Source organism: Nonomuraea sp. NPDC050328, assembly GCF_044459405.1.
GTDB lineage: Bacteria > Actinomycetota > Actinomycetes > Streptosporangiales > Streptosporangiaceae > Nonomuraea.
The window spans coordinates 96,897-116,076 of the sequence record NZ_JBITIW010000012.1; the positions used below are offsets into that span (position 1 = coordinate 96,897).

A 19,180-nucleotide genomic window follows, 5' to 3' on the forward strand; every position below is an offset into this window, starting at 1 on the left:
CGACCGCGCGCGTCACCCAGGCGATCCAGAAGCAGGAACGGCAGATCGGCGCCAGCTCTTCGAACGCAACAGCACCGACCTCGGCCCCCTCCCGTCTCAGGACTGACCGGGGGGCGGCGAGGCGAACAAGCGGAACTCCCGCAGCCGGAACGGCGCGCGGGAGCGCAGCACCCGTGCCCGGAAGCGGCGCGCCTCGGCCGGGGCGGGGAGGGCGAGGATGCGCTTGGCGCCGACGGTCCCGCAGGCGGCGACCCGCCGCCAGCCGCCGGCCTCCTCCGCCTCGATCACCAGCGACTCGATGAGCTGACCGTGGCGCAGGTCCTCGGCCAGCATCACCCGCTCGACCCGGACCGCGCTGCCCAGGTCCAGCGTCAGGCCATCGCCGTGGACCGTCCGGACGGCCGTGGCGGCCAGGTCGTGGCCGACCTCGCGATCGATCCGCGCCGACCACTCGCGCAACACCGCCACGTCGGCCTCGGCGAGCCGGCCGCGCCGGTCCGGTGGCACGTTCAGCAGCAGCACCGCGCCGCGGCCGACCGACTCGTAGTAGATCGTCATCAGTTCGTCGACGGACTTGGGCTCCTGCTCGGCGTGGAAGAACCAGCCGGGGCGGATGCTCACGTCCACCTCGGCCGGCCACCATTGCAGGACCTCGCCTGCCGTACGGGCGAGGAAGTCGCGCCCGCCGAGGTCGGGGGCATCGTACTGGGCCACGTCGACGCGACCGCGCTCGACGGTGACGGGGACCACGTTCCACTCGTCCGGCCGGGCCAGGCCGTTCTCGTTGCCGACCCAGCGCACGTCGGGCCCGCAGTTGGCGATCACCGCGTCGGGCGCGAGGTGCCGGATCAGCGCGTACCAGCTGTCGAGGTCGTAGTCCTCCACCTGGCCTGCGGGGATACGGCCCTGCGAGCCGTCGAACCACACCTCGTCGATCGGGCCGTACCCGGTCAGCACCTCGTGGAGCTGGCCCAGCATGTAGGCGCCGTAGTCGGTGGCCGGCAAGGTCAGTGCGCCGATCCGCCTGGGCGTGCGGGCGCTGCCGTTGGCGTAGGACGGCTCGTGCTCGTCGGCCGGTGAGATGTAGACGCCGACCTTCAGGCCGTGTGCCCGCATGGAGTCGGCGAACTCCCGCAGCACGTCGCCCTCGCCGCCGCGCCACGAGGAGGAGGCCACGCTGTGCCGGGTCAGGGCCGAGGGGTAGAGGACGAACCCGTCGTGGTGCTTGACGGTCAGGATGGCCAAGGTGAAGCCCGCGGCCTTGAGTGCGCGTGCCCACTGGTCGGTGTCGAGATCCTCGGGCTGGAAGAGGTCGGGGTTTTCGTCCCCGTAGCCCCATTCCAGGCCGGTGAAGGTGTTGACGCCGAAGTGCAGGAACGCGGTGCGTTCCAGCGCTTGCCAGGCCAGTTGCCGCTCGGCCGGCCGTACCAGCGCCGCCCGTGCCACCACGTCGTCGCCCGGGCCGATCGGCACCCGCCAGCCGGGTGACGACTCCTCCAGCAGGGAGGGATCGAACGCGCCGGTGAACGCGACCACACGCAGCCGCAGGAGAAGGCCCGCTAGTCCGGACACCACCACCTCTCCCCCGCTCACCCTCACCCCATCCGGGGGGTCCTGTTCCGGTGTCAGCAGCAGCACCCGCTCGGCCGTCCGGCCGTGCGGGATGAACCGCGCCTCCACGGCCAGCGCGCGGCCATCGGGCTCGATCGCCGCGGCGACGCCCTCGTCGCCCCCGCCGAGCAGCAGTCCGCGCCCGGGCCGGATCACCTCCCGCCCGGTGAGCCTGCGCAGGGCGCCCACCTCGCCGGTGGCGGGGGTGTAGCGCTCCTCGGCGGTGAACGTGCCGGCGAAGCGCACGTCGACCAGCACCGTCGTCATCGTCCTGCCTCCGCTTCCACCGGGCGGCGGTAGGCCACGCCGAGGTGATCCAGTCGTTCCCGGTGGCCGAGCAGGCGTGCGGCGAACTCGGGGTACTCCCCCGCGGTGCCCCAGGCCACTTCGGCCAGGGCGCACAGCCGGGGGAAGGCCATGTACTCGACGTGCGCCGCGGTGGGCAGGTACTCGCTCCACAACTGGGCCTGCGTGCCGAGGATCCGCTCGGCGTCGTCGTCGTCGAGCCCGGCGGGGACCGGCCGGTAGGCGTAGACGTCCTCCAGGGTGGTCAGCCCACCGATGGCCAGCGGCTCCCGGGCCGGATCGGCCTGGTAGTGGTCGAAGTAGGTGGGCGTGTGCGGGCACATCACCGCCTCGTGTCCCGCGCGCGCGGCGTCGACGCCGCCCTGCTCGCTCTGCCAGGACATCACGATCGCGCCGGGCGGCAGTCCGCCCTGGATGATCTCGTCCCAGCCGATCAGCCGCCGCCCGTGCCCGGCCAGGAAGGCGGCCATGCGAGCGGTGAACCAGCCCTGCAGGGCGTCGACGCCGGGCAGGCCCAGCTCCCGCACGCGCGCCCGGGTCCAGGGGGACTGCTCCCACTCCTTCGTCGGGCACTCGTCGCCGCCCAGGTGGATCCACTCGCCCGGGAAGACCTCCAGCACCTCCTCCAGGACGTTCCGGCAGAACTCGAGTGTCTCCTCCGACAGCCTCAGGACCTGCTCGTGCACGCCCCAGGCGGTGGCCACCGGCAGCGCGCGATCGGGGTCGTCGCCGAGTTCGGGGTAGGCGGCGATGGCCGCGCGCATGTGCCCGGGCATGTCGATCTCGGGGACGATCGTGACGCCTCGGGCCCGCGCGTGCGCCACCAGGTCGCGCAGCTCGCGCTTGGTGTAGTGGCCGCCGTGCGGGACGCCGTCGTAGCGGCCCTCGGTGTAGTGGCCGAGCATCGTCTCCGCGCGCCAGGCGCCCACCTCGGTCAGCCGCGGGTAGCGCTCGATCTCCATCCGCCAGCCCTGGTCGTCGGTCAGGTGGAGGTGCAGGCGGTTGAGCTTGTGCAGCGCCGCCAGGTCCACCAGGCGATGCAGGAACTCCACCGGGTACCAGTGGCGGGCCACGTCCAGCAGCACGCCGCGCCAGCCGAAGCGGGGAGCGTCCTCGATCTCCACATGCGGCACCGGCCACTCGGCCCGGGCCGGCCGGCCACCGGCGAAGATGTCGGGCGGCAGCAGTTGTCTCAGGGTCTGTACGGCAAGCGGAAGCCCGCGCCGGCCTCCGGTGAGCACGACCCCCGCGGCGGAGACCGAGAGGCGGTACGCCTCGTCGGCGAGCTGCGGGCCGACCCGTAGCCGGATGGTGTCCGGGCCCGGCTCGGTGGCCGGAAGGAGCTTGCTTCCCGCGGGTCCGCCGATCAGTTCGCGCAGGAGTTCAGCGGCCTCGCCGGCGCCGGCGTCCGCGACGAGGCCGGTGGCCTGCGTGAGCCGCCAGACGCCCGGTGTCGTGGTGAGGCGGGCGGGACGGGGAATGAGGTGCACAGTGCCTCCAGATCAGGCGGACAGCCGGTCGGCGTGCAGGTAGAGGTCGCGGATCAGGTGTGCGTCACCGTGGAGTCGCCGGTGGGCGTCACCTCGCTCGCCCACCTCCTTCCGCCTCACGCCTTCACCGCCCCGGCGATGGCCTCGACGATGTAGCGCTGGGCGACCACGAACACGATCACGATCGGGGCGAGCGAGATGATCGCCCCGGCGCACAGCAGCGTCCAGTTGGTGGTGGTCTGGTTGGTGAAGGCGTACAGGCCCACGCCGACGGTGCGCAGCTCGGGCTTGCCCAGCGTGAACACCAGCGGCAGGAAGAAGTTGTTCCACGAGCTGATGAAGGTGAACAGCCCGAGCGTCGCCGCCATCGGTTTGGCCAGCGGCAGCATCACGCGGAAGAACAACGTGTTGAAGCCGGCGCCGTCCACCCGCGCGGCCTCCTCCAGCTCGCGCGGCATGGTGGAGAAGTAGGCCATGAACATGAACGTGCCGAACACCAGCCCGCCGCCCACCTGCACGATGATCACCGACCACAGCGTGTTGAGCAGCCCGAGCGCGTTCACCAGGTCGAACACCGGGATGATCGTGTATCCGTGCGGCAGCAGGAAGGTGACCATGATGACGCCGATCACGATCTTCCTGCCCGGGAAGGTGGTCCTGGCCAGGGCGAACCCGGCCATCGCGGTGAACAGCAGCGTGAAGAACACGCTGACCACCGAGATGATCAGGGTGTTCATGAAGTAGGTGCCGAAGCTGGCCTCCTGCCAGGCCTGGGTGTAGTTCTCCCAGCGTGGAGCAGGCGGGATCAGGCTCAGCCCGCCGTCGAGGAAGTCGAGCTTCGACTTCAGCGAGCTGCCCACGGCCCACAGGAACGGGTAGAGGTAGGCGAAGCCGAAGCCGAGCAGCAGGATGTGGGTCAGCGCGCGGCGTGCGGAAGCCGTACGGAAGGTGGTCATGTGCGCTCCTTGCGGGCCCGCAGCTTCTTGATCGCCAGCATCTGTCCGGCCGTCAGGACCAGCAGGAGCAGCCCGAAGAAGAAGGACGCGGCCGAGGCCAGCCCGATGTCCGGCTCGGTGACCACGCCGGTCCCGACCTGGCCGAACGCCTGGCGGTAGACGTAGGTGTTGACCACGTCGGAGGCGAAGAAGGGGCCGCCCCCGGTCAGCACCATGACCAGGTCGAAGACCTGCAGGCTGCCGATGATCGCGAGGAAGACGATCACCACGCCGACGTTGCGCAGCCCCGGCACGGTGACGTGCGCGAACCGGGCGAACCGGCCGGCGCCGTCGAGCTGGGCGGCTTCGTACAGGTCCTTCGGGATGGTCTGCAGCCCGGCCAGGAAGTAGATCAGGTTGTAGCCGAGGGTGTTCCAGATGCCGATGGCGATGACCGTCCACAACACCGTGTCGGGGTCGCCGAGGAACTGCAGCGGCTGGTCGATGAGGCCGAGCCCGGCCAGCGGCGCGCTGAGCGCGTCGCCGAAGTTGGCCAGCATCAGCTTGAGGACGATGCCGACGATCGCGATCGAGGTGACCGCCGGCAGGAAGTAGATCGCCCGGTAGAACGTGGAGCCGCGCAGCTTCGGGTTGTTCAGCACCAGCGCCAGGGCGAGCGCGAGGACGAGCTGGACCGGGACCAGGACGACCGTGTAGAGGGCGGCGTTGGCCAGCGAGTTCCAGAAGTAGCAGTCTGCGACGACCTCCTGGAAGTTGGCGAGGCCGACGAAGTCGGTCGGTTCCCCGATCCCGTCCCAGTCGTAGAGGGTGTAGCCGAGCGAGGCGAGGATCGGGTAGACGGTGAAGGCGCCGGTGAGCACGGCGAAGGGCAGCAGGTACGCATACGACCAGCCGTTGGCGCGGACGCGGCGCCACACGGAAGGGCGGCGCGGTGGTTCGGCGGCCGGGCCCGCCGGACGGGCCCGGTCGAGTTGCGTGGTCGGCATCGCGGCTCAGGCCCCGAGGTACTCGGGGATGTCCCACTTGTACGGCTTGCCGAGATCCCAGTCGGCGAAGACGTAGTCGTCCCGGCTGACCTTGTGGCCTTCCTGGACGGCCTTGTCCAGCGCCTTGACGAACTCCTTCTCCAGGTCCTCGTTCAGCTTGGTGAGCGCCGCGCGCATGTCCTTGATCTGGCCGGTGTACAGGCCGGTGCAGATGTCCTCGAAGCTGGGGGTGACGGGCTTGGGCACGACGTGGATGGTGGCCGGGTTGCGCAGCGAGGGCTGCGGGCCGGGGAGGCGGGGCCGCTGCCCGGGCTGCCGCAGGCGGTCAGCGCGGCCAGTCCTCCGACGCCGGCGAGACCGGCCAGCAGGCTGCGCCGGGACATGGCGAAGTCACGGTTGTTGGACATGTGTCGTTCCTTACCGTTGGTGGGGGGATGGGGGTCGGCGCCCCGGCGGGGTCAGCGCCGTGGTGATGGGGGCGCGGTGGAGGCGCGCACGATCAGCTGGGGTGCCGGAGGCTCCGGGGTGATGTGCCGGCCGTCGATCTGGGCCAGGAGCACCTCGGCGGCGAGCGCGCCGACGGCGACGGGGTCCTGCTTGACGGTGGTCAGCGGCGGGTGCAGGTGCGCCGCCTCGGGGTTGTCGTCGAAACCGGTGACCGACAGGTCGCCGGGCAGCTCCAGGCCCGCCTCGCGGGCGACGGACATGCCGGCGATGGCCATCAGGTCGCTGGCGTAGATGATCGCGGTGGGCCGCCCGTCCAGCAGCCGCCGGGTCGCGGCCGCGCCGCCCTGGCCGGTGAAGTGCCCGGCGTCGTGCAGGTCGGCCGGCAGGCCGCGGGAGAGCATCGCCTGCCGCCAGGCGTCGAGGCGGGACGTGGAGTGCCGGTAGGCGGGCGCCCCCTCGACGAAGCCGATCCGGCGATGACCGAGCCCGGCGAGATGCTCGACCGCCGCGCCGATGCCGTCGCCGTCGCGGATGCCGACTACGGGGATCCGCCCGCAGTCCATGCCCGCCGGGCCGACGGCGACCGCGGGCAGCCGAAGGCGGGGCAGCAGGTCGAGCCGCTGGTCGCCCTCCCGGATGTCCAGCAGGAAGGCTCCGTCGATACGGCGTTCGCGGACCAGCCGCCGATAGCTCTCGGCCTCGGTCTCCGCATCCTCGCCCACGACCTGCAGGACCAGCACCGATCCGCTGCCGGCCAGCACGCTCTCCACCCCGCCGAGGAACCCGGCGAAGAACGGGTCCACGGCCAGGTGCTGGGTGTCCCTGGCGAGCACCAGCCCGACCGCGAACGCCCGGGAGCGGAGCATGGCCCGGGCGTGGATGCTGGGCCGCCAGTTGAGCTGCTCGGCGACCTCCGTGATGCGTCGCCGGGTCTCCTCGCTGACGCCCGGCTTGCCGTTGAGCGCCAGCGAAACGGCTCCCTTGGACACCCCGGCTCGGCGGGCGACGTCGCCAATAGTCGGAGGATTCCCCGGCGTGTCCGAAGCGGGACCTCCTGGACCGTCCATGGTTCTCCGCCTCTCTGCCGAGTTACTCAATGCATTTAGTAGTCCCATAGATCGGACGATGTCAACCCGTTGACACCGCCGGCACCCCCGACCTACGCTCCGGACCTTGCGCGGCCACAAGCTCCCAACATGAGCCCTATTCACATCTCGCGAAAACTGGGTTACTTATGAGTACTGCTCAGAAAACGCGAGAGAGGCACCCCCCGTGCACTTACCCCTGGCTCTCCTGACAGCGCTCACCCTCCTCACGACCCCCGCCCGGACCAGCGACCCGACCCCCCTCCCCCCGCACCTCGAGACCATCCGCCAAGCCGAAGCCGTCACCCTGTACGGCGACGCCGCCATCCGCCCCCTGAACCAGCGCAAGACCGCCCTGACCTCCCTCGGCGACAGCGAGATCTCCGGCGAGGGCGCCGTCGACCGCTCGCTGTACGAGCCCGGCACCGACGGCCCCGACAACTGGTGCCACCGCTCGACGAAGGCCGCGGTCCACGTCACCACGATCCCCGCCGACCTCACCTACAACCTGTCCTGCTCCGGCGCCCAGACCAACGACATCACCATCGGCGGCACCCACCAGTACCAGGAGCTCAACCAGGGCGAGAACCTGGCCGTCAAGGCCCGCAACACCCGGATCAAGCTCATCACCGTGGTGGTCGGCGCCAACGACACCGGCGGCCCGGAGTTCGCGCCGACCATGACGAGCTGCGTGCAGCGGCGGGTGCTGTTCCAGGGCGCCTGCTGGCCCGCCCAGAGCCCCACCTGGGCGCAGCGCGTCGACTTCATCGTGCCGCGGGTGGCCAAGGCGCTGACCGACATCAAGCAGATCATGGCGGAGGCCGGCTACGCGCCCGGCGACTACCAGCTCGTCGCCATGTCCTACCCCGGCCCGGCCAGCCCCGACGTCGAGGACAACCCCAGCTTCCCCGGCTGGTACAACGGCGGTTGCCTGGGATACCTGGCCGACCTCGCCTTCGCGCGCAACAAGGCCGTCCCGCTGTTCGAGCAGGGCATCCGCCGGGCCGCGCTCCAGGCCGGGGCCCGCTACCTCGACGCCAGCCGGCTCTACCACGGCACCGAGGTCTGCCAGGACACCACCTGGGTGACGGGCCTGCACGCCGTCGACGGCAACTTCTTCGAGCCGAACGCGGTGCGCCAGTCGTTCCACCCCAACAGCAGCGGGCACGCCGCGTTCGGCGCCTGCCTGACCCAGTTCTTCCACGCCGACACCGCCCAGGCGACCTGCATGAACCCGGCGGGCACGCGCACGCCGAAGCTGTACGCGGGACTGCCGGAGTTCAAGCAGCTCAGGCACGCCGCCACCGGCAACTGCCTCGACGTCGACGGCAACTCCTCCCGCAACGGCCGCAAGCTGGTCTCCTGGCCGTGCGAGGGCACCCGCAACCAGGCGTTCTGGTACGACCCGGCCACCCAGGCCGTGCACACCGAGCTGTCGCAGGACCGCTGCGCCGACATCAACGGCGGCGCCCTGACCGCCGGCACCGCCGTACAGGTGTGGGACTGCAACGCCGGCGCCGCCCAGCGCTGGACCTATGACGGCGCGCGACTGCACGCCGCGAACGCGCCGTCCCTGTGCGCCACCCTTCCGGGTACGGCCCGCGCCCTCGGCGACGGTCTGGTCCTGGCCGCGTGCGACGGCGCGGACCAGCGGCAGGTGTTCACCTGGGAGACCAAGCAGGCGCTGACCTACACGCAGCTGAAGCTGGGCGGCAAGTGCCTGGACGTGCCCGGCACCAAGCCGTCCGGCGGCGCGAACCTGGTCCTGTACACCTGCGACGGCAACGCCGACCAGTTCTGGGCGTTCAACGCGGTCTCCGGTCAGGTGCACAACCTGGCCGATCCCGGCCTGTGCGCCGACGTCGAGGGCGGCACGATGGCCCAGGGCCGGCCGATCCAGGTGGCCAACTGCTCGGCGGCCATCGGGCAGTACTCGAACTCGATGCGCTGGAACGCGACCGGCGGCGGGTACGCCTCGCGGAAGGACCCCACGTGGCTGATCGCCGCCACCGGCACCGCCGACGGCACGCCGGTCACCCTGCAGCGCGCGGGCACCTGGACCCCTGGCCAGAGCCGCACCCCTGACCCGTGGAAGTTCCTCACGGCGGACGTCTACTAAGGACCGCCTCCGGCGCCGACGGCCTCCGCCGGCGCCGGACTCCCCTGAGCGGGACTGGGTGATCGGGCTTGAACTGCGGTTTCGGCCCTCGATGCGCGGGCGTTGAGAACCGAAGGCTCGAACTCCTCGGTGATCATCGAGCCACCGGCGGTGGCACGAAAAGCCGTGATCGTCCCGATTACTGCAGCTAGCTCGCATCATGGCGGCGGTGGCGGGCAGGGGGCAGCAGGGGAGGAATGCTTGATGGAGCCTATGGAGAGCTCTCCGCCGCCGCCTTTGCTGGTCACGGTGCGCGACTTACAGGGTGGCGTGGTGGTGGGGTTGGCGGGCGAGCTGAGTTCGCATACCACGGCGCGCATGGTTCGGGAGGTGAGTCGCATCCTGGCGCGGTGTCTTCGGCCGCCAAGGGTGGTGATGGATCTGTCCGCTGTGGACTTTTGCGATCGTCCGGGTTGGGCGGGTTGGTGTGGGTGTGGAAGCAGGCCCATGAAGCGGGCGGGCGGTTGGTGCTCAGCGGCGCGCGGGGCATCTGCCGGCAGCTCCTGCACCGCACCGGAGTGGACCGTGCTCTCACCCACTATGCAAAGGTGACCGATGCTGAGGCGGCACTGGCTGGGGCGGACTAGCCGCAGGGCCTTCTTCGTCCGGGGGCTGCTTTACGGTTGCTGCCCCGCGAGCGTGGCCAGACCCTTGACGCTGTTGGGACCCAGCCGGAGTAGATCATCGGTTACCGGCACTTCCGAACAGGTAGGGCGTCCTTCGTCAGCACGGAGCCAGGAGTTCGGTCCGCAGGTGCGCGAAGGTTTTGCTGAGGATGCGCGAGACGTGCATCTGCGAGATCCCCAGCTCGTCGGCGATCTCCTTCTGCGTGCGGTCGTCGAAGAAGCGCAGCTTCAGGATGGTCCGCTCCCGCTCGGGGAGGGCGCGCACCAGGGGGCGCAGGGCGTGCTTGTCGATGACCAGGTCGACGGAGTTGTCGTCGGCGGCGATCAGATCGGCCAGCACAGTGCTGTCGTCGTCCATGCCCGTGGGAACGTCCAGGGACAGGGTCCGGTAGGCCGCCGAGGCGTCCATGGTCAGCAGCACGTCCTCTTCGGAGATGTTCATGCGCCGCGCCAGTTCGGCCACCGTCGGCGATCGGCCCAGGTCCTGGGTGAGCTCGCCGGTCACCGCGTTCAGCTCGGCGCGCCGGTCCTGGTAGACGCGCGGTACGCGGATGGCCCAGGTGCGGTCGCGGAAGTGCCGCTTGACCTCGCCGTTGATCGTCACCATCGCGTACCCGCTGAAGGCGTGACCGAGGGACGGATCGTAGCCGCGGATGGCCTTCATCAGCCCGAGGTAGGCCGCCTGCAGGATGTCGTCGAACGGCTCGCCGCGGTAGCGGTAGCGGCGGGCGGCCTCCATGATCAGGCCCCGGTGCATCCGCGTCAGCTGCTCGAGCAGTTGCTCGCGGCGGGCATCGGCGAGATCCGGCTGCGCCAGCTCGGCGAGCAGCTCTTCAGCGGTGAGGCCCGGAGTGATCGTGTCGTGTGCAGCCATCGACTGCTCCTTCTATGGGGGAAGGAGGCGCAGCCGACCACGCCCACGCAGCGGCCCGCCTCCCGTTTTTCAACGGAGACGAAGCCCTCTGCTGGACTTCTCGGACAACGATTCCCCCTCGGCCAGATCCCGAAACCTGCCGTTTCACCTCCGTCGAAGCAGGAGCGGTGCGCGCGTCCGTCCACGGGCGGTCCGACGTGGGACCCGCTGGTCGGCGTGACTGTCCGGTCACCGGGAGCGAGGTGGCGGCAGGGATGGAGTACGGCGTAACGCGATCACCGCGCCCAGGCCCCCCGCCGCCTGGGCGGCCGGGGCAGCTCGGAGTCGGGGCGGCGGGCTGAGCTGTTTTCGGCACAGGCTTCGCTCGGCGGTGGTGGCGAGGGTCGCGGCGACCTGGCCGAGGGGCATCCAGGGCGGCATCCGCGCCGACCAGCACCTGCGGCAGGTCCTCGGCGACCTGGAAGTCGTCGCCATACCGGCGACGGTCGCCTTGACCCTCGTCGACGACTTCCAGGACCATGTCCGGGCGCCGATCCGGCCGAGAATGTCGCCCTCATGCTTGACGAGCTCGTAGCGCGAACCACGCAATCGCAGGGGGCGGGGCGGTCGCTGTGAAGCCGGCCAGTCCGGAGGGATCAGCGGAAGCCTTCCGGAACTCACGCACCTGCACGGGCGCGGGCTCCCGGAGATCGGCCAACACCTTCACGCAGAGCTGCACTTGGAACGGCTGGGCCTGAATGGACGGGATCCCGTCTGATCAAGGTGGGTGCTCCAGCGCATATCGGACCTACTTGGCGAAGAAGGCTCCGGGGGGAAGCTCATCGACGGAAAGCGAGTCCATCCCTTGAAGTCGTTCCAAAGCCGCACCACGGCGCCCTCACCGCCACGCCCTACTCCACCCGGCGCAGGTCCCGCACCTCGGCCTGCGGCTGGTAACCGGCGGAGCGGTAGGCGGCCACGGCCGCGGCGTTGGAGCCTTCGGCGCACACGGTCGCGCTGGACGCACCCATCTCCCGCAGAGCCGCCGCGGCACCGACGGCCATCGCCTTGCCGTACCCGTGCCCTTGGTGATCGCCGTGCACGCCAAGGGGTTCAAGCAGGCCGGGCCTGCCCGGACCCGCGGACCAGACGGTCGTGGCCGCGACGGCGACGCCCTGGTCGTTGTACCCCACAAGGCATCGGGCACTGGTGTACGGCGTGCCGGCCGCCATGGCATGCCATCGCTCCGCGCTGAACTTCGACCCTTGGAACGCCGCGCGGTGCACCGCGACCCGCTCGTCGACCAGTTCGGGGCCGACCACCTCGATGCGCAGGCCGCAGTCCTCCACGGATTCGCTCAGCCCACGCGCCATGGGGATCCACGGCTCATCCAGTTCCCAGCCGCCCTCCAGCAGCAACTCCCGGAACCGGCCGCCCCACAGCGCTTCGACGTGGGCCTTGCCCGCCGCCAGGACGCCGCGTTCGCCTCGCGACACGTCGTCGACCATCTGCCGCGCGAGGTCTTCGTCCATGCGCGCTTCCGGGTCGACCGCCAGCCGTACCAGGTCTGACCCGTCGAGCAGGCCGACCCCGAGGATCCTGCCCTCACGACTCCATGTTCGCAATGCCGCGGCGGTCCTCTCCGGGCCGAACTGCCAGTAGAACCCGACATCCCCCGGATGCAACTGCATCGAGGTCCCCTCGCGCCGCCACTCCGCCAGCGCGCGCACCACTTCGTCCAGGTCACCGACACCCGGCGTGCTCAACAAGACCGTCATCCCGCGATCAAACACGGCCACACCGGACGCGTCCAATGATTTAGCGCGAGCTCAAACACGCTCACTCACCGGAAACCCGGCTGGTCCACCACCACGGCGTTGTTGGTCTGCAGCGACGCCGATCACGCACTCATGGAACGCGGTCAACGAGCCTGATCCTCGGCAGTCTCCTGCCTGGAGGGAGGGTCAGGGTGCGAGCCGCCGACGGTCAGCCAGCCGAGGTGGTCGGCCAGCCGTCTCGCGGCGTCGAGCACAGCAGCCACGTGCGCCGTGGGTTCTCCGGAGCGCCACAGCAGGGACCAGGGGTAGGTGGCGGCGGGTTCGGTCAGGGGTCGCCAGGTGGTGCCGGGGCGGGTGGAGGTGCGGAACGAGGAGGGGACGCAGAGCACGCATCGGTGCTGGAGCACGAGATCGGCTGCCGCCCGGGTGCTCTCGACGGTCCCCTCGTAGATGGTCGGCCTGAACCCGGCCTCACGGCACAGCTCGACGACGAACTGGTTGAACTCCGGCGTCTCGGTGTCCTCGCCCATCAGGAGCGACTCGCCCGCGAGGTCCCTGACGGGGACGGCGGCGAGGCCTGCAAACCGGTGCTCGTCCGGGATGAGCACGCCCAGGGGATCGAGCCTGATCAACTCCGAGACCACGCCGGCCGGCACCTGCGAAGCCCGGCCGATCCCGACGTCGAGGCGGCCGTCCGCCAGTTGCCGGTACTGCTCCGGGGTACCGGCCTCCACCTGGTGGATGGTCAGCTCGGGGTGTCGTCGCTGGACCTCACGCAGGATCTGCGGCATGGAGTCGTAGCCGGCGTCGATGATGCCGACCCGCAGGGTGGGCGGGGCAGCGGCGGCGTTTCGTGCCGCGTGGGCCGCCCGGCCGAGATGGTCGAGGATCTGGCGGGCCTCCACGAGGAAGGCCGCGCCGGCGGGGGTGAGTTCGACGTGGTGGGTGGTGCGGTTCAGTAACCGCACGCCGAGTTCGCGTTCGAGCCGCTGGATCTGCTGGCTCATCGCGGACTGCACGATGTGTTCGCGCGCCGCCGCCCGGCCGAAGTGCAACTCCTCGGCCAGGACGACGAAGTAGCGGAGCTGGCGGATCTCCATGGACGCCACCCCTTCCCCGCCGGGCGGCCCACCTTGCCGGCTGGTCCTCACCCAGCCTAGGTCCTCGCCCCGCCGTACGTCCCGGGGCCGCCGGAGGTGCTGCGTCGCTGGAGGCGGGCGGGGTCGGGCCAGCGCACATCGGTCGCCAGGCCGAGCCGTTCGAAGAGCCGGATCAGCCCGGCGGAGGGGTCGAGCTGGCCACGGGCGACGCCGTGCCGCGCGCACCCAGGTTCGCTGTGGTGGCCGTTGTGCCAGCTCTCACCGAACGACAGCAGGGCCAGCGGCCACAGGTTGGTGGACCGGTCGTGCTGTCTGGTCTTGTACGGCCGGCGGCCGATCAGGTGGCACAGGGAGTTGACGCTCCAGGTGACGTGCTGCAGCAGCGCCACCCGGATCAGACCGGCCCACAGGAAGGCGGTCAGCCCGCCGTACAGGGTGCCGCTGATCGCCCAGCCGGCCACGAACGGCAAGCCCAGGGAGAGGGCGCAGAGCAGGGGGAAGGCGCGCGTCACCCGCACGAGGGCCGGGTCGGCGAGCAGGTCGGGGGCGTAGCGCTCGGCCGAGGTCCGATCGTCGATGAACAGCCAGCCGAGGTGGGCGTGGGCCAGTCCCCGCAACTGCCCGCGCAGGCTGGTGCCGTACCGGTAGGGCGAGTGAGGGTCGCCCGGACGGTCGGTGAAGGCGTGGTGGCGGCGATGGATGGCCACCCAGTCGGTCAGGTTGCCCTGGAAGCTCATCGAGCCCGCCACGCCGAGGACCACTCGCAACCACGGCCGGGCGACGAAGGAGCCGTGGGTCAGCAGCCGGTGGAATCCGACGGTGGTCCCCAGCCCGGTCACGATGTAGAAGACCGCGGCCAGGATCAGGTCGAGGAGGGTGATCCCCCTCCCCCACGCCAGGAAGATCGCGACGCCGAGCGCGAGGAACGGGACCACCACGATCGAGGCGGTCAGTCCCGCCTGGGTCCTGCCGACCGGGTCGCGCTCCTGGGCCCCGGGGAACGGGGATTCGCCGTCGTAGGTGGACCGGCTCTTCACCGGTGGTTCGGAAACAGTCATCGGTCTCTTTCGCCTTCCTAGACGACTCGGTCGTGCTCGTAACACCAGCGCCATGTCGACCATGGCTCCAGCGAGCCGACCACGGCGTGGTCGGTTTCGCGGTAGTGCGCCCGGGCGTGGGCGCCGGGTGAGTCATCGGAGCACGCGACCCATCCGCAGATCAGGCAGGCCACCAGCCGCCGCCAGGTCCAGCCGAGACTGAGGCACGCCGCGCATTCGGGCGCTCCCCGGTCCACGAGCGGGAGTTCGTCGGCGTGGGTGCAGCGTGGGGCCTGCCCGTTGGAACGGACGCCGGTGGCGGCCGTGGTCAGGTCTCCTGTGTTCAGGGTCATGACGACCCCCTCACGGTGACGTCGACGCCGTGTGCGCCGACTGGTCACTTCCCAGTGAAGGCTGGACGGGAGCTATCGGAAACGGCCGATCGCAGCAAGCCTCATCACCGGAGACGATGACGGGTGCGCTCTCAGGCTCGCGTCACGGTGCCGGCGTTTCGGTTTCACAGCCGCGACGAGCGGATGGCCAGGTCGACGACGCGGCCACGCCTGCTGGTGGCGGCCACGGCGGCGGCGAACAGGACGAGCTGGTTGGCGACCTTGAGGAACAACAGCATGCCGACGGCGCCGGCGACCACCTGGTAAGCGGGGTTGGCCGCGGTGAGGTTGAGGAAGAACTGGCCGAGCGTCTTGAGGATCTCGATGCCGACGGTGATGAGCAGCGCCGGTCCCAGCAGACGGCGCAGCCGTACACGCAGGCGGGGCGGGGCGCTGAGCAACGCGACGGCGAGCAGGGTGTTCACGCCGAGGCCGAGCACGAACGCGGTGCCGTCCAGCAGCCAGCGGGCCGGGAGCGCGTCGGTTCCGACCGTGTGACCGGCCAGCCAGGTCAGCAGCGCCTGGGCGCCGAAGGCGAGCGCCAGCGAGACGGCCAGCAGCAGGCCCAGGCCGGCCAGCACGCCCAGGTCGATGACCTGCCGCAGCCAGAAGCCGCCGGGGTACTCCGGCAGCCGCCAGATCGCCCGGCTGGCCGAGCGCAGCGTGTCCATCCAGAACAGGCCGGTCAGGATCAGGCCGACGGTGGCCACCAGTCCGGCCGTTCCCCGCGCGTCGCGCAGGGCTTGCACGTCGAGGCGGGGGAAGTTGCCGGTGAGATAGTCCTGCACCGTGGCCAGGACCACCGGATCGTCCAGGCTGTGCCCCAGGATGGCGAACCCGAGCAGGCCCAGGGAGAAGGTGGCGAAGAAGGCGTGGTAGGTGAGCGCGGCCGACAGCCGGCCACCGTCGGCCTCGTCGTACCGGATCACCGCGCGCACGAGGTGGTCCAGCCGTCCGTGCCGGCGGCGGGCGCCCGCCCACGCGAGGGCGAGGCGCTGGCCTAACGAGCCGATCGTCATGCCAGGGTGCTACCCACTGCGGGGCTTGTCACGGGCGGGCACGCTTTCGATGGCCCGGATGAGGGCGACCAGTTCGGTGGCCGCGGCGGTCGAGCGGGGCCACCACGCGCCGTCCACGGGGCGGCGGGAGTCGAACGGGGATCCGAGGCTCAGCCGTACCGCCGGGGCGGTGGCCGGTGACTGTGCCGGGAGCGGCGCGATCGGATGGGACGCGGTTTGGCTCGGCGTCATGGACGGCCGCCTGTCTAGGCCAGTTCTGGCCGGAGAGAATGGGGGACACTCGATTCAGGAAAGCGAACATTTGTTGGAAAATATTCCCCGCTTGTGAGGCGCAGGCGCCCACGGATGACGGCGGCACCGGGGACGAGCAGAGGACCGCCCGCTTCTGTGGTGTCGATGCTTGTTCTGGGAGATCACTGGTGATGAGCGACTCGCCGCCTGCCTGGAGAAGATGCCGACCGGGCAGCTCGAAGAGGCGGCCGCGGTTGAGCAGTTGCCTCGAACGAAGGCGTCGTGCGCCTGCTTCCGCGCGAGACGGTCTGGCGAAATGAAGCCCCTTTTCCGTTATTTGCGGAAGCCTGCCATCGGTGGGGATGAGAAAATCCCCTGATTGAATAGTGAGGTACAGTGGGGATGCCGATGGCATTTCGCGCATAGACCTACCAGGTCAGGGGCGCACCCCCGGCAAAGCACCTCTTTTCGGAGCTTCGAAAGCTCAACGGCAACCCGAACGCGAGGCGCAACATGAGCAGCGCTCATGGAACTCTGAACTCCGCCGTCAAGCCCACCGGGCCGGACGCAGCCGACACACCCCCCGACCACCGGGCCAACGCCCAATGGCTCAAGGACAACCCGGCCGCCTTGCCCCAGGTGAGCGCCGGCCGCTGGGCCGTCTACGACCGTGCCGGCCAACTGCGCGGCCACCTCGTCGGCGACGGCCCGACCCGCGACACCCGCTTCCGGGCGATCGCGATCTCCAAGCCGCAGGCCGACGAGCCGGATGGCGCCGGCATCACGCTGCATGACGCCGGGGCGCACCTCCTGGACACCGCGGAGTGATCGAGGGACCGACCTGACCTAAGAGGGGTGGGCGCAGTTCTCGACCGCCGCCGCTGCGCTACGTACGGACGAGCGGTCCAGCAGCGCCCCACGACTCTTGTGCGCATTTTCCGGAGGCTGGCTCCGATATGGCATCTCTGAAATTCGTCTGTTCAGCCGAATTTCAGAAATCGCGTAATTCCGAAATCAATGAGGTACGGTAGTAGGTACCGAGGACTCTTCGAGCGTTGGCACCCGAGTCTGCGTCGCCCCCGGCGAACCACCACCGGCCCTCTGCACAGGGCCCGGGACGGTCAGGCAGACCATGTCGCCGACGCTTCTTCCTCAACGCTCCGTCTCATCCGCGGTTCCTCGGGTGGATTCCACGCTACGGCTCAGCCTCGGCCCGGTGCTGGATCGCCGAGCCGTCGTGGATGGCGCCTGGTGGCCTTACTCCTGCGACGCGACAGCCGAGCTTCCCACCCTCATTGCCGCCGTCGACCAGCGACTGGGCCGGACCACGCTGCGGATCGGCGTGCATCGGGACACGTGGCAGCACCTCCCGCACCGGCTCCCCGCGCGCGGCCGGCAGGTCCGCATCGGCTGGTTCCGCCATGCCGACCCGCGTGTGATCACCCTCGTCTTCGCCGTCGGCGAGCCGGTCGTCCTGCTGATCATCCCGCCGGACGCCGCCGCCGGAGTGGCGCTGGCGACATTCAAGCCGACCCTCCAGGACACCGCCGGCATGTCACTCGACGAGATCCTCACCCTGGCCGGCCTGTCCCCTGACCCCGGGTTCCGCGCGGCGACCATCACCGGACCGGCCCGCTGGGAGAACGAGGGCGGCTCCGTGCTCGCGCAGCAGACAGCACCGGCGTGAGGTCACCCATGTACCGCCTGCCGGCTGGATCGAGCGGTTCAGGTACCGCCCGTTTTGGCGGCGGACCGCTCTCCGGCCGGCAGGCAGCCAATCCGTCGTCGACTTCTCCGAACAGGAGTCCGCTCATGACCGTCATCGCCACCGCCCCGCTCAGCGGAGCAAGCGCCTCTGCCCCGACTCTGGTGCAGCTGTCCGGGGACATCGACATCTTCGCCACGGCGCAGCTGCGTCAGCGGCTGTTCAACGCCCTCGACTCCAGCACCGGCCTGCTCGTTCTGGACCTGTCGCGGGTCACCTTCTTCGGGGCCGGCGGCCTGGGCGTGCTGATCGGCCTGCAAGGCCGTGCTCGGGCGCGGGGCATCACGCTCGCTCTGACCGGCGTTCCGCCGCGCGTTTCCCTGCTGCTGCGCCTCACCGGGCTGGACCGCCGCTTCCCGATCCGGCCGTGATCGGCCTGCCGGCCTGTTCGATTCCTCGCTGTGGCGGGCCATGACGGCACCACGCCGTTCACCCGGCCTCGCCAGGCGACAACTGCATCCATGTCAGATCGAACGGCACGCCCAGTCAGCCGATCCGGAGGAAGGCTTAGGAGGCCGGTCAATCGCTCGACCGACCGGCCTCCCGCTCTTCCCAACCCTCGCCGGACGACAGGAGACACGCGCCAGGCTGGCCGCCCGCATGCCACGATGCCCGGGAAGGATTCGCCCCGCCGCAAACTAGCCCGCCGCTTCCAGAGATCAGCCGGCAGGGTTGACCTGGATGTCGAAGGGCTGCCTGTTGTTGGCCGTGTTGCGGTCGTCGCGGCTGTACACCTGAACGCATCCCCTCAGCGTCGCCGGGCCCTCGATGCCGGGGTCGACCCGGACCGGGATCAGCGCCGTAGCGGTCTGGAACGTACCCAGTCCGGGCGGGAAGCTGCAGCGCACCTGGTTGTGCTGGGGAAAGGTCTGGCAGTTCGCCGGGAAGATCGGCCCCTCCGGGACGACCCCGTCGGGCAGGGTGACCACGACCGAGAACGGCGAGGCCGTACGGTCGGGGCCCTTGTTGGCGACGAATCCGCGCACGGTCGTGACGCCGCCCGGCGTGATGGCGTCCGGATCGATCCTGACCACCTCCAGGTCGGAGCTGGAGACGTTGGCGAGGGCTGTACCAGCCCCGAGGAGAGAGAGGGCGAAGCCCGCCGCGACGGCTCCGGTGAGGAGGCTCGAGCGTGACACTTTCGATCACCTTGTTTTCTGGTTCTACCTGGTCGACTGCATGATCACTTCCCGTCGAATGATCTTCGATGCTCCGCCTGGAGATCCCATGCTCAATGCTGGCTGATCGTTGGCAATCGCCAGTCGACGACGATGGTGACGCGGCTAGGTCGGAACATGAAAAGACCGCGTGCGACACGGCCTCCGTCGGCGGGGATGGAG

General features: G+C 70.2%; 20 protein-coding genes. 6 read left to right on the forward strand and 14 right to left on the reverse strand.

Annotated elements, in window-relative coordinates; translation table 11 throughout:
* Nucleotides 1-96: 96 nt before the first annotated feature.
* The 6 genes from ACIBG7_RS35810 to ACIBG7_RS35835 form a co-directional block, all read right to left on the reverse strand.
* The gene (locus ACIBG7_RS35810; protein WP_397339135.1) at nt 97-1,878 is read right to left on the reverse strand and encodes an alpha-L-fucosidase; all 1,782 of its coding nucleotides are present in this window, start codon (nt 1,876-1,878) and stop codon (nt 97-99) included.
* Complete coding sequence (locus ACIBG7_RS35815; protein ID WP_397339136.1) at nt 1,875-3,407, reverse strand: beta-N-acetylhexosaminidase; 1,533 nt, start codon at nt 3,405-3,407, stop codon at nt 1,875-1,877. Before ACIBG7_RS35815 ends, ACIBG7_RS35810 begins: the two co-directional genes overlap by 4 nt.
* A 116-nt stretch (nt 3,408-3,523) precedes the next feature.
* Nucleotides 3,524-4,363, reverse strand: coding sequence for a carbohydrate ABC transporter permease (locus ACIBG7_RS35820; RefSeq protein WP_357934407.1), 840 nt, complete (start codon nt 4,361-4,363; stop codon nt 3,524-3,526).
* Complete coding sequence (locus ACIBG7_RS35825) at nt 4,360-5,349, reverse strand: carbohydrate ABC transporter permease (RefSeq protein ID WP_397339137.1); 990 nt, start codon at nt 5,347-5,349, stop codon at nt 4,360-4,362. Before ACIBG7_RS35825 ends, ACIBG7_RS35820 begins: the two co-directional genes overlap by 4 nt.
* Nucleotides 5,350-5,355: 6 nt before the next feature.
* Nucleotides 5,356-5,595 (reverse strand): hypothetical protein, encoded by a 240-nt coding sequence (locus ACIBG7_RS35830; protein WP_397339138.1) that lies wholly within the window; start codon nt 5,593-5,595, stop codon nt 5,356-5,358.
* A 212-nt stretch (nt 5,596-5,807) separates the two neighbouring features.
* Complete coding sequence (locus ACIBG7_RS35835; RefSeq protein WP_397339139.1) at nt 5,808-6,911, reverse strand: LacI family DNA-binding transcriptional regulator; 1,104 nt, start codon at nt 6,909-6,911, stop codon at nt 5,808-5,810.
* 157 nt (nt 6,912-7,068) lie between these two features.
* Between ACIBG7_RS35835 and ACIBG7_RS35840 the strand changes: the two genes are divergently transcribed.
* On the forward strand, nt 7,069-9,000 hold the full coding sequence (locus ACIBG7_RS35840) for a ricin-type beta-trefoil lectin domain protein (RefSeq protein WP_397339140.1): 1,932 nt from the start codon (nt 7,069-7,071) through the stop codon (nt 8,998-9,000).
* Between the two features lie 762 nt (nt 9,001-9,762).
* On the opposite strand, the gene ACIBG7_RS35845 is transcribed toward ACIBG7_RS35840, so the two are convergent.
* Entirely contained in the window at nt 9,763-10,539 is a 777-nt protein-coding gene (locus tag ACIBG7_RS35845) for a SigB/SigF/SigG family RNA polymerase sigma factor (RefSeq protein WP_397339141.1), read from the reverse strand.
* 373 nt (nt 10,540-10,912) lie between these two features.
* Between ACIBG7_RS35845 and ACIBG7_RS35850 the strand changes: the two genes are divergently transcribed.
* Nucleotides 10,913-11,113, forward strand: a complete 201-nt coding sequence (locus tag ACIBG7_RS35850) for a hypothetical protein (protein ID WP_397339142.1) — start codon at nt 10,913-10,915, stop codon at nt 11,111-11,113.
* A gap of 316 nt (nt 11,114-11,429) precedes the next feature.
* Here the strand turns inward: ACIBG7_RS35850 and ACIBG7_RS35855 are convergent, their stop codons facing one another.
* The 6 genes from ACIBG7_RS35855 to ACIBG7_RS35880 all read right to left on the reverse strand — a co-directional run bounded on the left by ACIBG7_RS35855 (nt 11,430) and on the right by ACIBG7_RS35880 (nt 16,075).
* Nucleotides 11,430-12,296: a GNAT family N-acetyltransferase gene (locus ACIBG7_RS35855; protein WP_397339143.1), complete on the reverse strand. Its 867-nt coding sequence runs from the start codon at nt 12,294-12,296 to the stop codon at nt 11,430-11,432.
* A gap of 143 nt (nt 12,297-12,439) precedes the next feature.
* Nucleotides 12,440-13,396 carry a LysR family transcriptional regulator gene (locus ACIBG7_RS35860; protein ID WP_397339144.1) on the reverse strand — a complete coding sequence of 319 codons (957 nt, stop codon included), beginning with the start codon at nt 13,394-13,396 and terminating at the stop codon, nt 12,440-12,442.
* 56 nt (nt 13,397-13,452) lie between these two features.
* A complete protein-coding gene (locus tag ACIBG7_RS35865; protein ID WP_397339145.1) occupies nt 13,453-14,454 on the reverse strand; it encodes an acyl-CoA desaturase in 1,002 nt (333 codons plus the stop codon).
* A 17-nt stretch (nt 14,455-14,471) separates the two neighbouring features.
* Nucleotides 14,472-14,786, reverse strand: a complete 315-nt coding sequence (locus ACIBG7_RS35870; protein WP_397339146.1) for a UBP-type zinc finger domain-containing protein — start codon at nt 14,784-14,786, stop codon at nt 14,472-14,474.
* Nucleotides 14,787-14,950: 164 nt separating this feature from the next.
* Complete coding sequence (locus ACIBG7_RS35875) at nt 14,951-15,844, reverse strand: YihY/virulence factor BrkB family protein (protein ID WP_357934440.1); 894 nt, start codon at nt 15,842-15,844, stop codon at nt 14,951-14,953.
* A gap of 9 nt (nt 15,845-15,853) precedes the next feature.
* The gene (locus ACIBG7_RS35880) at nt 15,854-16,075 is read right to left on the reverse strand and encodes a DUF5994 family protein (protein ID WP_397339148.1); all 222 of its coding nucleotides are present in this window, start codon (nt 16,073-16,075) and stop codon (nt 15,854-15,856) included.
* A 169-nt stretch (nt 16,076-16,244) separates the two neighbouring features.
* Between ACIBG7_RS35880 and ACIBG7_RS35885 the strand changes: the two genes are divergently transcribed.
* From ACIBG7_RS35885 to ACIBG7_RS35900, 4 genes are all read left to right on the forward strand, one after another.
* On the forward strand, nt 16,245-16,454 hold the full coding sequence (locus ACIBG7_RS35885; protein ID WP_397339149.1) for a hypothetical protein: 210 nt from the start codon (nt 16,245-16,247) through the stop codon (nt 16,452-16,454).
* Between the two features lie 134 nt (nt 16,455-16,588).
* Nucleotides 16,589-16,903, forward strand: a complete 315-nt coding sequence (locus ACIBG7_RS35890; protein WP_397339151.1) for a hypothetical protein — start codon at nt 16,589-16,591, stop codon at nt 16,901-16,903.
* 304 nt (nt 16,904-17,207) lie between these two features.
* The gene (locus ACIBG7_RS35895; RefSeq protein ID WP_397339152.1) at nt 17,208-17,762 is read left to right on the forward strand and encodes a DUF5994 family protein; all 555 of its coding nucleotides are present in this window, start codon (nt 17,208-17,210) and stop codon (nt 17,760-17,762) included.
* Nucleotides 17,763-17,887: 125 nt separating this feature from the next.
* Nucleotides 17,888-18,211 carry an STAS domain-containing protein gene (locus ACIBG7_RS35900; protein ID WP_357934452.1) on the forward strand — a complete coding sequence of 108 codons (324 nt, stop codon included), beginning with the start codon at nt 17,888-17,890 and terminating at the stop codon, nt 18,209-18,211.
* A gap of 288 nt (nt 18,212-18,499) precedes the next feature.
* Here the strand turns inward: ACIBG7_RS35900 and ACIBG7_RS35905 are convergent, their stop codons facing one another.
* Nucleotides 18,500-18,979, reverse strand: coding sequence for a hypothetical protein (locus ACIBG7_RS35905; protein WP_397339153.1), 480 nt, complete (start codon nt 18,977-18,979; stop codon nt 18,500-18,502).
* Nucleotides 18,980-19,180 lie beyond the last annotated feature (201 nt).

Coding starts and splice junctions, on each gene's coding strand:
- ACIBG7_RS35810 (WP_397339135.1), bottom strand. CDS start 1,878: ATGACGACGGTGCTGGTCGACGTGCGCTTCGCCGGCACGTTCACCGCC.
- ACIBG7_RS35820 (WP_357934407.1), bottom strand. CDS start 4,363: ATGACCACCTTCCGTACGGCTTCCGCACGCCGCGCGCTGACCCACATC.
- ACIBG7_RS35825 (WP_397339137.1), bottom strand. CDS start 5,349: ATGCCGACCACGCAACTCGACCGGGCCCGTCCGGCGGGCCCGGCCGCC.
- ACIBG7_RS35835 (WP_397339139.1), bottom strand. CDS start 6,911: ATGGGACTACTAAATGCATTGAGTAACTCGGCAGAGAGGCGGAGAACC.
- ACIBG7_RS35845 (WP_397339141.1), bottom strand. CDS start 10,539: ATGGCTGCACACGACACGATCACTCCGGGCCTCACCGCTGAAGAGCTG.
- ACIBG7_RS35855 (WP_397339143.1), bottom strand. CDS start 12,296: ATGACGGTCTTGTTGAGCACGCCGGGTGTCGGTGACCTGGACGAAGTG.
- ACIBG7_RS35860 (WP_397339144.1), bottom strand. CDS start 13,396: ATGGAGATCCGCCAGCTCCGCTACTTCGTCGTCCTGGCCGAGGAGTTG.
- ACIBG7_RS35865 (WP_397339145.1), bottom strand. CDS start 14,454: ATGACTGTTTCCGAACCACCGGTGAAGAGCCGGTCCACCTACGACGGC.
- ACIBG7_RS35870 (WP_397339146.1), bottom strand. CDS start 14,786: ATGACCCTGAACACAGGAGACCTGACCACGGCCGCCACCGGCGTCCGT.
- ACIBG7_RS35875 (WP_357934440.1), bottom strand. CDS start 15,844: ATGACGATCGGCTCGTTAGGCCAGCGCCTCGCCCTCGCGTGGGCGGGC.
- ACIBG7_RS35880 (WP_397339148.1), bottom strand. CDS start 16,075: ATGACGCCGAGCCAAACCGCGTCCCATCCGATCGCGCCGCTCCCGGCA.
- ACIBG7_RS35890 (WP_397339151.1), top strand. CDS start 16,589: ATGAGCAGCGCTCATGGAACTCTGAACTCCGCCGTCAAGCCCACCGGG.
- ACIBG7_RS35895 (WP_397339152.1), top strand. CDS start 17,208: ATGTCGCCGACGCTTCTTCCTCAACGCTCCGTCTCATCCGCGGTTCCT.
- ACIBG7_RS35900 (WP_357934452.1), top strand. CDS start 17,888: ATGACCGTCATCGCCACCGCCCCGCTCAGCGGAGCAAGCGCCTCTGCC.